The organism is Glaciecola sp. 2405UD65-10, from assembly GCF_048820975.1.
Classification (GTDB): domain Bacteria; phylum Pseudomonadota; class Gammaproteobacteria; order Enterobacterales; family Alteromonadaceae; genus Glaciecola.
Map to the genome: position 1 here is coordinate 689,780 of NZ_JBMEUF010000001.1, position 15,878 is coordinate 705,657.

The 15,878-nt window shown below is 39.0% G+C and carries 11 protein-coding genes and 3 tRNA genes; 5 read left to right on the top strand and 9 right to left on the bottom strand.

Translation table 11 applies throughout. The features are described from left to right. Positions 1-73: 73 nt before the first annotated feature. The 5 genes from ACOI22_RS03025 to dnaQ all read right to left on the bottom strand — a co-directional run bounded on the left by ACOI22_RS03025 (position 74) and on the right by dnaQ (position 2,679). Positions 74-150: transfer RNA gene (locus tag ACOI22_RS03025), tRNA-Asp, on the bottom strand. A gap of 57 nt (positions 151-207) precedes the next feature. After that, positions 208-284, bottom strand: a tRNA-Asp gene (locus ACOI22_RS03030). A 58-nt stretch (positions 285-342) separates the two neighbouring features. After that, positions 343-419: transfer RNA gene (locus tag ACOI22_RS03035), tRNA-Asp, on the bottom strand. Positions 420-568: 149 nt separating this feature from the next. After that, positions 569-2,014: a TIGR03503 family protein gene (locus tag ACOI22_RS03040; RefSeq protein ID WP_420670068.1), complete on the bottom strand. Its 1,446-nt coding sequence runs from the start codon at positions 2,012-2,014 to the stop codon at positions 569-571. Next, positions 2,011-2,679, bottom strand: coding sequence for a DNA polymerase III subunit epsilon (gene dnaQ, locus ACOI22_RS03045; RefSeq protein WP_420670070.1), 669 nt, complete (start codon positions 2,677-2,679; stop codon positions 2,011-2,013). The genes ACOI22_RS03040 and dnaQ overlap by 4 nt, the downstream gene beginning before the upstream one ends. 103 nt (positions 2,680-2,782) lie before the next feature. Here dnaQ and rnhA point away from each other — a divergent pair, with 103 nt between their 5' ends. Together rnhA and ACOI22_RS03055 are read left to right on the top strand one after the other, a co-directional pair. After that, positions 2,783-3,244, top strand: coding sequence for a ribonuclease HI (gene rnhA / locus ACOI22_RS03050; protein ID WP_420670072.1), 462 nt, complete (start codon positions 2,783-2,785; stop codon positions 3,242-3,244). Beyond that, positions 3,241-4,443, top strand: coding sequence for a class I SAM-dependent rRNA methyltransferase (locus ACOI22_RS03055; RefSeq protein ID WP_420670074.1), 1,203 nt, complete (start codon positions 3,241-3,243; stop codon positions 4,441-4,443). Before rnhA ends, ACOI22_RS03055 begins: the two co-directional genes overlap by 4 nt. Positions 4,444-4,626: 183 nt before the next feature. Here the strand turns inward: ACOI22_RS03055 and ACOI22_RS03060 are convergent, their stop codons facing one another. The 3 genes from ACOI22_RS03060 to ACOI22_RS03070 all read right to left on the bottom strand — a co-directional run bounded on the left by ACOI22_RS03060 (position 4,627) and on the right by ACOI22_RS03070 (position 9,382). Further along, positions 4,627-4,929 (bottom strand): PilZ domain-containing protein, encoded by a 303-nt coding sequence (locus tag ACOI22_RS03060; RefSeq protein WP_420670076.1) that lies wholly within the window; start codon positions 4,927-4,929, stop codon positions 4,627-4,629. Positions 4,930-5,003: 74 nt separating this feature from the next. Then, the gene (gene hrpA, locus ACOI22_RS03065; RefSeq protein ID WP_420670078.1) at positions 5,004-8,882 is read right to left on the bottom strand and encodes an ATP-dependent RNA helicase HrpA; all 3,879 of its coding nucleotides are present in this window, start codon (positions 8,880-8,882) and stop codon (positions 5,004-5,006) included. 251 nt (positions 8,883-9,133) lie between these two features. Next, positions 9,134-9,382, bottom strand: coding sequence for a hypothetical protein (locus tag ACOI22_RS03070; protein WP_420670080.1), 249 nt, complete (start codon positions 9,380-9,382; stop codon positions 9,134-9,136). Between the two features lie 412 nt (positions 9,383-9,794). Here ACOI22_RS03070 and sbcB point away from each other — a divergent pair, with 412 nt between their 5' ends. The 3 genes from sbcB to ACOI22_RS03085 all read left to right on the top strand — a co-directional run bounded on the left by sbcB (position 9,795) and on the right by ACOI22_RS03085 (position 14,601). Beyond that, entirely contained in the window at positions 9,795-11,252 is a 1,458-nt protein-coding gene (sbcB, locus tag ACOI22_RS03075; protein WP_420670082.1) for an exodeoxyribonuclease I, read from the top strand. A gap of 84 nt (positions 11,253-11,336) precedes the next feature. Further along, positions 11,337-12,911: a DUF342 domain-containing protein gene (locus tag ACOI22_RS03080; RefSeq protein WP_420670084.1), complete on the top strand. Its 1,575-nt coding sequence runs from the start codon at positions 11,337-11,339 to the stop codon at positions 12,909-12,911. A gap of 43 nt (positions 12,912-12,954) precedes the next feature. Then, positions 12,955-14,601 carry a DUF342 domain-containing protein gene (locus ACOI22_RS03085; protein ID WP_420670086.1) on the top strand — a complete coding sequence of 549 codons (1,647 nt, stop codon included), beginning with the start codon at positions 12,955-12,957 and terminating at the stop codon, positions 14,599-14,601. A gap of 34 nt (positions 14,602-14,635) precedes the next feature. On the opposite strand, the gene ACOI22_RS03090 is transcribed toward ACOI22_RS03085, so the two are convergent. Continuing rightward, on the bottom strand, positions 14,636-15,820 hold the full coding sequence (locus ACOI22_RS03090; protein ID WP_420670088.1) for an acetyl-CoA C-acyltransferase: 1,185 nt from the start codon (positions 15,818-15,820) through the stop codon (positions 14,636-14,638). Between the last annotated feature and the right edge of the window lie 58 nt (positions 15,821-15,878).

Genomic DNA, 15,878 nt, shown 5'->3' on the forward strand with positions numbered 1-15,878 from the left:
AAAGTGTAACTGCTAAGTGCTTAAGGGGGAAGTAATTGCGAATATATTTCTTTTACTAGAACTGCAAAAGAAATGGCGGAGTGGACGGGACTCGAACCCGCGACCCCCGGCGTGACAGGCCGGTATTCTAACCAACTGAACTACCACTCCACATGGTAATAAACCTTATTTCTCTACCAAGCTTGCGCTTAGTAATGTACACACTGTTGGCGGAGTGGACGGGACTCGAACCCGCGACCCCCGGCGTGACAGGCCGGTATTCTAACCAACTGAACTACCACTCCTCGTGATGACTATAAAACTTATAGTTAACAGTGAAATGTGCACAGGATGCTTTAAAAATGGCGGAGTGGACGGGACTCGAACCCGCGACCCCCGGCGTGACAGGCCGGTATTCTAACCAACTGAACTACCACTCCACACGATCTTTAAAACATAACGCTATAAAACAACGAGTTATCATAATTTTATGAATAGCTCCTCGTTCATTGCGGCGCAGATAATACGGTGACACGCATCTTGAGTCAACCGCTTTTTTCAATGAATCGTTCTCTTGCCTGTTTTTCAATCAATCCTTGCTTGTTTTTGTGTCTTCTTCAGCAGTTTTTGATTTTTTAAACTTAATACTACGAATTTTGACTATTAAGCGTTTTGTAATATGATCTTCAGGATTACTCCGTTTATTGGCTATTAAAAACAATACGAGTACACCCACCACTAATAAAATTAAATTTAGACTTATTATTAGCATAACAGGTGGGCTATCATCTTCTTCTAATTGCACCGGCTCTTCAAGGACTTCTTGTGATTCATCTTCGGCAACAGGCTCAACAACAATAGGCGGTGGTTCGGTAACAAATGAATACTCAGGCACAGTTAAAACTAAATCACGCCCTGATAAGGTTCTGGCAAATACTTTCATATTCACTTTATAAATACCGTATTCAGTATTAATAATTTCAATATTTTTTTCTTCGTCTGAAACATCGGTAACTGAAAATCGCACACGCTCGCCAGAGGGATGACGCACAGTACCATCAATTAAAAGGCTGCTATTTGTTACGTATTGCGGATCTGCAGCAATCGTTAACAAATGGTCTTTTTCTTCATCGTATTCAACTGTATGTGTGACCTTTATTGGAATTGGCCTTAAAATAACTTTTTCGTTGATTTGTTGTCTTGAAAACAAAGGCGTGCGAACAGTAAAAATTGGCTGCCATTCCCCCTCTGTGATAGTGAGATCAAATTGACCGGTAAAAATGCCATCGGCATTTTGTTCATCAAAGTCAGTACCGTTATCTTCAAAATTAGCCACCGCATGGGTACCTAATCCGAAATTTGGAAAGTTTGGGTTATTTGTACTCACAAACTCTATCGACAAAGACACCACATCACGAAATTGTGTCATATCAATCTTTTCGCCAGCGTTTTGTAGTATAGCCGTTTGTTTTAAGGTTTCACCAGAAAAAACGAGGTCAGGAATAGGCTCAGCTTTTAAGGTGATATCCGCAATCACCATGACTTTACTTTCTGGTAAAATGTTGCCAACTGCCTGCCAAGGACCAGGCATAGGATTGGTTAGAGCAATCATGTCGTAGGTGTCAGTTTCAAACCACGTGTAGCTGTCATCATCAGCATCACCTTCCAAAAATAGCTTGCTGCCGTCAGGACGTACTAGCACAACGGGCGCACTGCCATATTCTCGAAAGAATATTAAAGTAACTTCTTTGACATCCTCATCAACTCGAAATCGATTATTTAACAGCTTAATACTATTTAAATATTCCGTTCCAATGGGGACTACATGGTCTTTTATTTCAGCGCTTGTTTGTGCAAAAGAATGCGCAGAAAGCACGAAAATAAAGGAAATTGACAGATATAGAGTACGCAAGAAAGAGCGCCCTGCTTCTGCAAAAATGGCAGAGGGCCTAGAAAAGATTGCACATTGCTTAAGGTGCATCTTTTGAAATAATGCACCTAATTCAAGATATACCGTTTTGTAAATCGAAATCACTGTCCGCCAAAAATAGCCTGCTGCTTTGCTATATCATCGGCACTAGCACTTATAATCTTTAAGTTTGCTTCTCTTTTAATTTTTTTAACCACTTCAATGCCATCAGCACTTGCCTCTTCATTGCCCGACGCCAAGGAAAGGCTTGTTTGCCCACCCGTCATGTATAAATATACATCTGCTAAAATTTCGGAATCTAGCAATGCGCCGTGATAGGTTCTATGACTATTGTCTACGTTGTAAAAGCGACATAAAGCATCAAGGCTATTCTTTTGCCCAGGGCGCATTCTTCTTGCCAGCACCAAGGTATCTAAAACAGTGCATATATCTTCAGTTTTAGGTAAAGATGCATTGGCTAGTGCAAACTCATGATCCATAAAACCAACATCAAAAGGAGCATTATGAATCACTAATTCAGCGCCTTTTATAAACGCAATGAAATCGCTAACAACATCTTTGAATAAAGGTTTATCTTTCAGAAATTCATTGGTAATTCCATGAACTTCAACAGCTTCTTGTTCAACTTCACGCATAGGGTTTACGTACACGTGATAAGTGTTACCCGTTAGTTTTCGATTGACTAACTCAACACAGCCTATCTCAATAATTCGATGCCCTTGCTTTGGGTCAATACCTGTTGTTTCTGTATCTAAAACAATTTGACGCATAAGTACTTTTTCTTTTTCGCTTTCAATTACCTTGAGCGCTAGTATACTTGTGAATCAAATTTGTGCCTACCCAAATAATAAAATTTCAAAGACGTAAATATTAATGAAAAAAGTAAGTATATATACAGACGGTTCGTGTTTAGGAAATCCAGGCCCTGGCGGCTACGGTGCCCTTCTAGAATTTAACCAGCATGAGAAACGTATTTCGCAAGGGTTTACACATACAACTAATAATCGTATGGAGTTGATGGCACCTATTAAAGCCTTGGAACTGTTAACAGAGAAGTGTGATGTTGATATTTACACTGACAGCCAATACGTAAAAAATGGTATTAACCAGTGGATCCATAATTGGAAGCGAAATGGCTGGCGGACAAGCAGTAAATCAGCCGTTAAAAATGCTGATTTATGGAAGTTATTAGATGAACAGTGCGCACAGCACAATTTAAACTGGCACTGGGTTAAAGCTCACAACGGCCATCCGCAAAACGAAGCGGTTGATGACTTAGCACGTTTGGCCGCATCTTCTAGTGAACTAATCACCGATGAGGGGTTTTCTGAATGAGCCCACGTATTATTTTAAAAGCTGAACGAGAGAAGTCTTTATTGCGCTTTCATCCTTGGGTGTTTGATGGCGCTATTGAAGAAGAAGTTGGACACATAAAATTTGGCGCCACAGTAGATATTTATTCACATGATGGAGATTGGTTAGCGAAAGCAGCCTATTCACCGCACTCACAAATTAGAGCGCGAGTATGGACTTTTAATAAAGAACAAGTAATTGATAACACGTTTTTTAAAATGCGAATCCAACAAGCCTATGAAAAACGTAAGGCTTGGTTAGATGCAGAATCAAGCGACGCGTTTAGGCTTGTAGCTGGAGAATCCGACGGTTTACCGGGTATTACCGTTGATGTGTATGCGAATGTAGTTGTAATGCAATTGCTTAGTGCTGGTGCCGAAAAGCATCGTGATAAAATCATTCAAGCTATTAACGCACTGTTTCCTGACTTTTGCATTCACGAGCGAAGTGATGTGGAAGTGCGGAAAAAAGAAGGCCTTGAATTATACGTAAAAACTCATCAAGGAATCCTTCCTGAAACCGTTGTAATTCGTGAAAACGATATAAAAATAGAAGTTGATTTAGTACAAGGTCACAAAACTGGATTTTATTTAGATCAACGAACCAACCGTAAAATAGCTGGACAATATTCAAAAAACAAAGCTGTTTTAAATTGTTTCAGTTACACAGGAACGTTTTCTCTATATGCCATAGCCAATGGCGCTAAGCACGTTACTAATGTAGATGTGTCCCAAAATGCTTTAGATACAAGTGAGCGTAATTTACATCTGAACTTCAATCAAAATGATTGTGATAAAGTAAGCCATGAAAAACAAGATGTGTTTGAGCTTTTAAGGCGCTACAAGGAAGAAGGTAAACGCTTCGATGTGATTATCATGGACCCGCCTAAATTTATTGAAAACAAACGTCATGTTGTAAAAGCCGCCAGAGGCTATAAAGACATCAATCGCTTAGCTTGTGAAATATTAAATGATGGGGGCGTACTCATAACATTTAGCTGTTCAGGGCTTATGCCAAGTGATTTATTTAATAAAGTGATTGCAGATGCCGCGCTAGATGCTAATTGCTGCTTACAGATAGTGCAACGTCTGAATCAAGACTACGACCATTTAGTCGCTTCAAGCTTTCCTGAAGGACACTATTTGAAAGGTTTAGTCTGTGTTAAGAGCCCTAAGCTTTAGTTAGGTTTTAACGTAAAGATGTGATTACGAAAGATAAATTTAAATGATATGAATAGCGGATTATGTTAATCCGCTATTGGCAACTAAAGATATGACCACTAATCGTACCCCGTACCCTTTTCAAGGAAGATAATACGATTAGATAAAGCTCACCTAACTGCAAAATGGCAAGCTAAAATAAGCTTAGTTCATCTCGTTTATTTCTACGCCAACTAAACAACTTGAATCAGTCTCGGCATCACAGCGAACAACCTTTGCTTTAGCGACTAGAGAAGGAATTTGCTCACCATTTGTTTCAATGGTTATTTCCATTAATCCACCCACTTCTACACTAGGCGACTCTAACTCAAGTGACATTCCCGTAGCGCTAATGTCACGGCATACAGCTGATATTTGCTGTGAAGATGGGCTGTCCACCATTTGAACTTGGCAGGGTGAATTTACCATCATACGGTAAAAATTACGCTTATCGTCATACGCTAACATGAGTGACTCCTCGTTATACTCTAGTTGTTATAATACTGTTATATGGTTTGCTCATAAAAGAGTCAACAATTGTTTTAAAAATCGTTCATTTTATTCATTATTCTTTTTAAGGATATTGGGTACTGGGTACCTAATTGTTGAGCAAATAAACTGATTCGTAATTCTTCCACCATTTTATAAAGTTCTGTAAACTCGTCAAGGTTTCTTAGCTCTTTCTCGTATTTTTGGCGCTTATCATCAATCGCATTCAAGGCTTTATCTATTTCTATTTGGTTTAACCTATCTCTATTTGGGTCAACCTTAAGCTTCTCACAGCGCTGCAATAAGCCTTTTAAATATCGGTTCCAGTTTATTAACTCTTTTTCACCGGTAGCAAATACAAAGCCTTTAAATACTAATTGATTTAGGTGCTGCTTAACATTACTAATATTACTAATAATATTAATGGGTATGCTGCCTTTACAATATTTCTGAACGCTATTAGCGATGCTTAATCCGCTTTCTACCTGCTGGGCAATTTTAAGTGCTTCATCGTTAATATCCATCCTGACAATATCAAGTGCTTTTTTATACTGCGCTTGCTCACGAATATTGTATTGGCCTATCTTATTTTCCAATATACTTAATATTGCTGTATCAATAATGTCATCAATCAATAACTTAATTTCGCCAAAGGGATTAAAGTATAAACTTAATTTTGCTTTGTTCGGCAGCTTTGACTGTAAATATTTAACTGGTGAAGGAACATTATTCTTTATCAGTTTTATTATAGCTAATTTATGCTTTCTATCAGCTTCTTCTTTTGACGTAAAAAGGCTTACATCAATTTTGTGGCCATTTACAGTAAAAGCCGGATAGGCTTTAAGTTCGAAGCCATTTTGCTTTTTCGTATACACTTCTGGCAAGGTTTCAATATCAAAGCTTGAAATATCTTGTTGTTCAATTTCATTACTCACTACTTTTTCAATCGTATCCTCAAGTTGGCCCTTCAGGCGTTGCTTAAGTTCAATCAGCGACTTCCCAATGCCTAACTGCTTTCCACTTTCGTTTACAACCGCAAAGTTAAACTGTAAATGGCTATCAAGGCTGCTAGTATCAAAATCTTCTTCTTCTACTTTAACACCCGACATTCTAAAGAGCTTAGTTGATAGCGCTTGTACAATACTTTGTGTTTGCCCTTTTTTATCAAGCATAGATAACTCTTGCAAACACGCTTGTGCGTAATCAGGAGCAGGCACAAAATTCCGACGAAGCTTTTTAGGTAATGATTTAATCAATGCCACAACTAACTCATGGCGCATACCCGGTACTAACCAATCGAAGCCCGTATTTTGCAATTGATTAAGTTGCTCCAAGGGGATTTGTAAACAAACTCCATCGTATGCTTGGTTTGGTTCAAACTGATACTCTAAAGGCAAAATAAGATGATTTTGTTGCCAAACATCGGGGTAATCTTGTTCGGTGACTTCTTTGGTATCACGTTTTAAAAGTTGATGCTTTTCAAAATTTAGCAGATCTGGGGTCTGCTGAACCGTTTTTTGCCACCACTTTTTAAAACTAGCTTCACTGCATACATGACTAGGGATTCGTTGGTGATAAAAATCAATCAAATCTTCTTCATCAACAAGAATATCTCTTCGCCTAGTTTTCTTTTCAAGTAACTCCACATCCTCAACTAAAGACTGATTTTGTCGTAAAAAGGCATAATCGATTTTCGTATCGTTTTCGACCAACGCATGGCGTATAAATAAGTTTTGAGACTCTGCCTCGTTCACCTTCGAATAATTAATAAGCCGGCGGTTAACTATGGGTAAACCAAATAACAGCACGTTCATATATGCCATTACAGCCCCGCGTTTTTTACTCCAATGTGGCTCAGCAAAATTTTTCTTAGTAAGGTGCTCGCTTATACCTTCAATCCATTCCACTTCAATTTTAGCGACTTGCCGTGCGTAAAGCTGCGATGTTTCAACAAGCTCGGCAGCCATTATCCACTTTGGATTAGCTGAGAAAACACTTGAGCCAGGAAATATTTTGAATTGGCTATTTCGCGCGCCTAGGTATTGGCGATTATTATCTTTCATGCCAATTTGCGATAGTAAACCTGTCGCAATCGCCATGTGAATATGTTGATACTCGGCCTCTTCTTTGTTTAAACGTAAGCCCGCCGAAACCAACATGTTTTTAACTTGATGAACAATATCTTGCCATTCGCGCATTCGTTGGTAATGAATAAAATGTTGGTTGCACCATTTTCTTAACTGATTTTGAGTTAATAATTGTTGTTGCTGTTTAAATGTTTGAAATACATTAAATAAGCTTAGTAAGTCTGAGTTTTTATCAGCAAACTCACCGTGAGCCAAATCGGCTTTTTGTTTTTGCTCATGAGGGCGTTCTCGAGGGTCTTGTACGCTCAAGCCTGCCGTTATAATCATAACTTCATAAACGCAGTCATATTCTTTTGCGGCCAACAGCATGCGTGCATATTTAGGGTCAAGTGGCAGTTTCGCCATATTCCGCCCATAAGGCGTCAGCTTCAACTGCCCTCTTACCGGTTCTACCGCTTCTAATTCTTGTAGTAAGCGTACACCGTCTTTAATGAATTTCTCTTCAGGTGCTTGAATAAATTCAAATTGCTCAATTTCACCTAAGCCTAACGACAGCATTTGTAAAATGACACTGCTCAAATGAGTTCTGGTAATTTCAGGATCGGTGAATTCATCGCGTGACAAAAAGTCCTGTTCAGAATACAAACGTATGCATATACCACTAGATGTTCGCCCGCAGCGCCCTGCTCGTTGCTTCGCCGAAGCTTGCGAAATTGGTTCAATTGGCAGGCGCTGTACTTTTAAGCGATGGCTATAGCGCGACATTCTCACAAAACCAGTATCTATCACATATTTGATTCCTGGCACCGTTAGTGAGGTTTCAGCCACATTGGTTGATAGCACTATACGGCGCTGACCTTTAGGGTGAAATATTTTTTGCTGGTCGCTGGCCGATAAACGCGCATATAAAGGAATTACTTCGGTATGGCGATATTGTTTTTTTTGTAGCGCTTGTTGTGTTTCTCGTATTTCACGTTCGCTGCTTAAAAATACTAGAATATCGCCCTTTCCATTAGCGAATAATTCATCAACCGCAAGCGCTATGGCCTCAATTTGGTCAGGCGCATTCTCTTCATCAAGATAATCTCTGTATCGTATTTCAACAGGAAAACTTCTTCCGCTTACTTCAACAACGGGGGCATCGTTAAAGTGTTTAGAAAATCGTTGGGGGTCAATTGTGGCTGATGTGATAATAACTTTAAGATCAGGACGTTTAGGTAAAATGCGTTTTAAATAACCAAGTAAGAAATCAATGTTCAAGCTTCTTTCATGAGCTTCATCTATTATGATGGTATCGTATTGATTCAAAAATCTATCTTGTTGCATTTCGGCAAGCAACATACCGTCAGTGAGTAATTTAACTAAACTGGTATCTGATACTTGGTCAGTAAATCGCACTTTAAAGCCAACTGTACTACCAATTTCAGTTTGTAGTTCATCGGCTATACGATTAGCAACACTTCTTGCTGCTAATCGACGCGGTTGCGTATGGGCAATCATGCCTTCACGGCCACGCCCCAATTCCAAACACATTTTAGGGATTTGAGTGGTTTTACCTGAACCCGTTTCGCCCGCAATTATTACCACTTGGTGTTTTTCGATAAGAGACTTTATATCATCTTTTTTGTCAGATACGGGAAGGTCTGGATAATTTATGTAAGGCTTAATTGATAAACGTTGCTTAAGAATCTCACTTGATTTAGCCATATCTTGGTCAAGAATTTGACGTTGTTGTTCTTGCTTATCTACATCGCTTATTTTGCGGTTTTGATGGAAACGTTTTGTAAATTTAAAACGGTCTTTGAGCAAACATGTGCTTACGTCAATCTTATTTTCGTGAATCATTACACTCTTTCAATTATAAGTTTGAACATCTTAGTTTGGTTAAGATAAAAGATGAGCAACTTAATTCTAATTTAGGAAAACCCTAAGTATTTCAGAATTTCTAAGTAGATTCCAATAATGTATTGTTGCGCTTACGTATAAGACAAACTAAGAAAGCGATATGAGAGAAAGAAAAAGTCTCTAAACAATGATGTATTATTTAGAGACTTTATAATTTTAGCTAATAAAACAGCGGCTTAACGTGCAGGAATTTATCTGCGCGCTGCGATTGCTTGCCATTTATTTAGCTCTAACTGAGGGGCTACCGAATTGAGCACTTGGTGTTTAAAATCATCAAACGTGTGATACTCAAACTGCTCAGTCCCTGTCAACTCATTATATATAAGACGTAATTTACGCATGGAAAAAAACGGAGCGGTTACACCTGCTGCATTAGCATACGCAAAATTATTGATATCGCCTTGATACATTGTACTTTGTGCCACTATCGATTCTCTCATTGGTGTTCTCCATTTGAGAATTCATTTTACGCGCAAACTTAAGTACTTTTATATAAGCAAATAAACTAAATAGCTTTGTTGTTATAACTTTTTTGAGGTTGAATTATTTAATCCTTCACTACCTCTCTGCTCTGGGTTTATGTCAATTAATTGACACCCGTCATGCATACAAAAATAGTCTAATCACTCTAAATAAATTGAAAAAACAGAATAACGAGCAAACTTAAACGCTTAGAAAAAATATAAAATATAAGCACCTGAAAATATTGAGATATTTACAAGTTAAAAATAGACATGTTCTGTATAACCAAGGCTCATTTAGATTAAATTATGCACCACTTAGAACAATTTTTTATCAGTCTATTTTTGATGTACACTTACCAATAATATTCACTTCTATTTAGGACATTTAGTGTCATCTACTATTCTTTGGCATGATTATGAAACATGGGGCATTCGACCTAGTGTTGACTTTCCCGTCCAGTTTGCAGCCATTCGTACCGATTTAGACCTTAACATTATAGAAACTAGCAAAGCTATTAATTGGATGTGTGCTATTCCCCATGATTACCTTCCGCATCCGCAAGCATGCTTAGTTACCGGTATTACACCCTCTTTTAGTATGCGAAAAGGAATGTCGGAGCCTAATTTTGCTAAAAAAATTCATGCAGAAATGTCAGTCCCAGAAACATGTGTGGCGGGCTACAATAGTATAAGATTTGATGAAGAAGTAAGCAGACATCTATTTTTTCGAAATTTTTACCCCGTTTACGAACGCGAATATGCAAATAGAAATTCTCGTTGGGATATTATTGACTTAGTTAGGGCTGCCTATGCACTTCGACCTGAGGGAATAAACTGGCCAATGAGCGATGAAGGCCTCCCCATTTTTAAATTGGAACAATTGAGCAATGAAAATAGCATTGAGCATGTTAGCGCCCACGATGCATTAAGTGATGTACATGCCACTATTGCCTTGGCTAAGTTGATTAAGACTAAACAACCTAAACTTTATGATTATTATTGGAAACTTAGAAGTAAACGCGAAGTCGATAAACTTCTTGGCAAATTTCAGCAGACTATTTTGGTGTATATTTCAGCGTATATTGGTTCTAAGCAAGGCTGTTGTACCTTAATTATGCCTATATGTAGGCACCCACATAATAATAATTCGGTGATTTGCGTTGATCTCAACAATCCAATTGATGATTTGTTATCTATGACCGCCCTTGAGTTGCGCGAAAGTATATTTAAACGCTTTGATAGCAAACAAAACGATGATGATACTAAAGCGAATAAATTACGATTATTTACAGTAGCAATTAATAAGTGCCCTTTTGTTGCCCCTTTAAATACCTTAAGTGAAAACAACGCTGAACGTTTAGGCATTGATTTAGCGCGTTGCCGACAAAACTATGCGCAAATAGCCTCCATTCAAACCTTAACTGAACTATGCCAGAGCGTTTATAAGCAAGAAGATAGTAAACCCATACCCAATAATATTGACGAATGCTTATACGCTACAGATTTTCCTAGCGATGCCGATAAAATGCTGACAACTAAGGTTAGAGCATCTGAACCTGAGCAACTGATCGCTTTTCAAGGCGGGTTTGAGAATGAGCATTACAATTCCTTATTGTTTCGGTACCGAGGTAGGAACTTTCCTTTCTCGTTAGAGGAGCACGAAATACGTAAATGGCAACAATATTTACAAATGCGTTTTTACGAAAATAACAAGCGTGAATGTTTATCTTTGCAGGAGTATTTTGTTGAAATTGAGACCCTCATGTCTCAATTTATCAACGTTCCCGATAAATTGCGTATTCTTCAGGCATTAAAGCAACATGGCAACGCTATTGCTGACACATAATCATAGAGGTTAGTTTTGGAAACAAGAGGCATTAAACTCAAAACGCAAAAAAATAAGCGCGAGTTAATACTACAGGTGGAACCCTTGTTGTTAGATTCACCGATTAACGCCAAGGCTGTAACAAAAGCGGTATCTGCTTCGCCATTCAATAAGTATTTTCTTTCTGATAAAGCCATTTCTGATGCTTGCAATGATATATCTATACAACTTGCTCAGAACAATATGGAAGGCTTGGAGTATTTAATTGGAGAAGCAAAAGATGCTGGTATTGAGGTTTCAGTAACGCAAGAAAATATGTGCGCCGAATTGATTATTACCGCCGCGTATGCGGGGCTCACGCCAAATTTGTCCCAATTAAAAGATATCTTAAAATCCAATGGCGTTGTTCGCGGCATCAGCGATAAATCGATCAAGCAGCTTCTACGTATAATACTTGATAGTGGCCCTGGTATGGTTCGAGGCAGAATTGTTGCTAAAGGCCTGCCTCCTAGAAATGGCAAAGATTCTAAGCTTAAACCCATAGTGCCAAATGTGCTTGATAGAGTATTAGCTCCTAAGCAAGAAGATGAAAAAATTGACATGCGTGATTTTGGTGAAATCATTTGTGTTGAGAAAAATGCAGTAGTTGCCATAAGATTAGCGCCTTCATCAGGAAGAAGTGGCTTTACCGTTAAGGGCGAAATCATTCCGCCCACTCCAGGACAGTGGAAAAAGATTAAGCTTGGGAATAACGTGTTTGTTTCTCCCAAAGACGAAAATAAAGTGCTAGCAAAGCTTACAGGCCTTCCTAAATTTGCTAACGGCAAAGTGAGCGTGGATGATGTACTTGTAACACGCGGTGTTAATGTTGCCACGGGCAACATCAAATACGCAGGCGCCGTTATTGTTAATGGTGATGTGACTGAAAAAATGAGAATTCAGTGCGGTGGTGATATCACCGTAAATGGGTTTGTAGAGTCAGCTTATATTGAAGCGGGCGGCGACATTATTATTACTCAGGGTGCTACGGGTAGAATACAAGATGAAGATTGCCAGTTGATTGCTAAAGGGAATATTTACTTAGCCCATGGGCAGGGTTTGCATATTAAATCTGGCTATAATGTGAATGTAGCTAAACAACTGGCGTACTCAAAAGTAAAATGTCATGGTGATTTGATAGTAGGTCATGCAACGAACCCTATGGGGAAATTATTTGCCAGTTCAGTGGAAAGTCACGGGAGTGTTAAAGCCGGCCATGTTGGCGCAGTTTCAGGCAGTGAATTATTAATTGACTTTACTGTGGGTTACGAAACACTACAAAAAAAATTAGAATCAATGGTTGCGCTATTTAAAGATCTTTCGAGTAAAAATGCTGACCACGAAATCAAAATATCTAATATTAATAATCGTAAAGATTCTGACAAACAAATTGCCTTAAGAGAAAAACTCAATCAAGAATTAGAATTAGAACGCGTATTTGTTAACTGGCTAAGAATAAATATGGAAGAAGTTCGCTCGCAACTCACTAATTATGAAAACTATATCAAAGTGGTGGCTAATCGAAGTTTGTATAATGGTGTAATAGTAAAATTAGGTAAAGCTAATTTTAAAGTAGACAAAGAGTATACCCATGCAAAGCTTATTTATGATGAAACATCTTGGCAATGTCAGTCTATTTAATTGCTGTTTAATCATGTACTTTTAAAACGAATAGAGATAAAAGATGAAAGGTTTGTCATTAACCACAAATAAAGAAAAATCAGAGCTCATTGCATCAGTCGACCCTCTAATGTTTGGTCCGTTGCTAGATAAAGAAAAGCTAGTTGAATTTGTAAACACTTCTGAGTTTGGCCATTTTCATTTGTCAGCGAATTCAATACTAGAATTAGAAGAAAGTATTGCTATTGCCAGCGATGAGAACGATATGGCGATAATTACTCAAGTTATTGGCGAATTGAAAGAAGTGGCGGTAAGCGTTTCATTATCAGAAGATAATATGGAATGTACAGCAAGTATTGCGGCTAATAGTGGCAGCATGCTTCCTAATATTAATACGGTTAAAGAACAACTTAAAACTGCCGGTGTAAAACGTGGTATTAGTGAAAAACGTATTCGCCAACTACTGCAATTAGCTCTTGATAATAGCTCTGATAAACCAGTAAAAATTGTAGTTGCGAAAGGTCTTCCTCCTAAAAAAGGTAAAGATTCGATAGTTAAACCAACGGTGCCTAACGCTATTGATAGAATTTTAGCGCCTCAAGAATCAGACGACAGTAAAGTGGATATGCGTAATTTAGGAGACATACTAAGTGTTGATGCGCGCCAAGTTGTTGCTAAACGAATTGCTCCAACTAAGGGGCGAAGTGGCTTTACTGTTACCAATAAAAAACTTGCCGCCTCTCCTGGTGAATGGAAGGTGATTAAACTAGGCAAAAACACGGTTATTTCAGAACAAAATGAAAATACCGTTATTGCTACGATCGCAGGGCAACCAAAGTTTAAAAACGACGTAATGAATGTTGATGATACCTTCACTTCTAAAGGCGTAAATGTTGGTACAGGCAATATTAAATATAACGGTTCAGTAGTGGTTAATGGTGATATTACAGAACAAATGCAAGTGGTAGCAGATGGTGACGTCACGGTAAACGGCTTTGTAGAATCCGCACTTGTCCGCGCTGGAGGTGACATAATTATCACTCAGGGCGCTACGGGAAAAATGAATATAGAAGACTGTCAGCTAATTGCGGGTGGCAGTATTTTCATACAACACGGGCAAGGTTTAGATATTATTTCGGGTAAAGACATTCATGTCGCTAAGCAGTTAGCCTATTCTAAAGTTAAATGCAGAGGAGAAATAATAGTTGGTAGCGGTGAAAAACCAATGGGTAATCTATTCGCAAGCAGCATAATTTGCCATAAAACATTGCGTGCTGGTAGTGTTGGTGCAGTATCGGGAAGCCAACTCATCATAGACTTTAGTGAGGGCTACAACGTATTAGCACAAAGAGCAGAGGCCTTAACAGATTTGTTTAATACTTTATCTAACGCAAACGCCGACCATGAAATTAAAATTGCCGCATTAAATAGTAGGCACATACCCGCGCAGCTTAAGAAAAAACTAGCCACACTTACTAATGAATTAGACTCGGAAAGGATACTGTTGAATTGGTTGAGGCTAGCGAAAGAAGAAATGGCGCAAAAAAAGCAAGACTATGAAATGCACGCTAGAATCATTGCAAACAAAGAACTCTTTCCGGGTGTAATTGTGAAACTGAACAAGAAAATGTGGAAAGCAGAAAAAGAGTACCAGCGGTGCCGAGTCATTCTCGAAAATGGCGCATGGTTATATGACCCATTGACCCAGTAGGAGTCTACTTTACCAATGGGTTTACCTTTTGTATTTACATCATTTCCACAGCTATCGCTGTAGCTTCACCGCCGCCAATACAAAGTGAAGCAATGCCTTTTTTTGCATTTTTCTGCTTTAAGGCATGAAGCAAGGTCACCAAAATTCTAGCGCCTGAAGCACCTATTGGATGGCCTAAAGCGCACGCCCCACCCTTTATATTCACTTTGTTAGCATCTAGTTTAAGCTTATTAATAGCTAGCATTGTTACCATAGCGAATGCTTCATTTATTTCATATAAATCAACTTCATGTTTTTGCCAATCTGATTTCGCTAACACTTTTTCAATGGCTGAAACAGGCGCAAGAGTAAAATCTTCAGGCGCTTGCGCATGATTTGCGTGAGCCACAATTTTTGCTAAAGGTTGTAAGCCTAAACTTTTTGCCTTTGACGCTGTCATCAACAGAAGTGCTGCTGCGCCGTCTGAAATTGAACTGGAATTAGCTGCCGTAACCGTGCCGTCTTTTTTAAAAGCAGGCCTTAGTTTAGGTATTTTTTCAATGTTCGCTTTACCTGGCCCTTCATCTTCACAAATCAGCACATCACCCTTGCGACTCGAAACAGTCACTGGCGAAATCTCATCAACGAATTCAGCATTTTCTATTGCGCGTTTAGCCTTATTCAGAGAATTTACCGCAAATTCGTCCATTTGTTCTCGTGAAAAATGTTGTGCGTCAGCGGTATCTTGTGCAAAACACCCCATTGCCTTACTGTCATAGGCGTTTTCAAGGCCATCTAACATCATGTGGTCAAGCATTTGCCCATGGCCCATTCTGTAACCCTCTCTGGCTTTAGGCAGAATATATGGCGCTTGGCTCATATTTTCCATACCACCCGCAATTACAACTTGCGCGCTTCCAGCAAGAATAAGGTCATGGGCTAGCATGCACGCTTTCATGCCAGAACCACATACCTTGTTAATGGTGGTAGCCGCCACTTGTTGTGACAACCCTGCCCCTAAACAAGCTTGGCGAGCGGGCGCTTGACCTAGGCCGGCTGGTAATACGCAGCCCATAATCACCTCATCAACTGTAATATTTTCTACCCCTAAAGCAGATATTACCGACGCGCCTAGCTTTGTAGCTGGCACACTTGAAAGGCTGCCCATAAAGGCGCCCATAGGGGTGCGTTTAGCATTTACAATAACGACGGGGTCACTGTTGTGGTTTGTATTAGCCATGCTTTTTCCTTTTCTAAAATAATTATGCTGAGTTTTATGACTGTAATTTAGTCAGCAA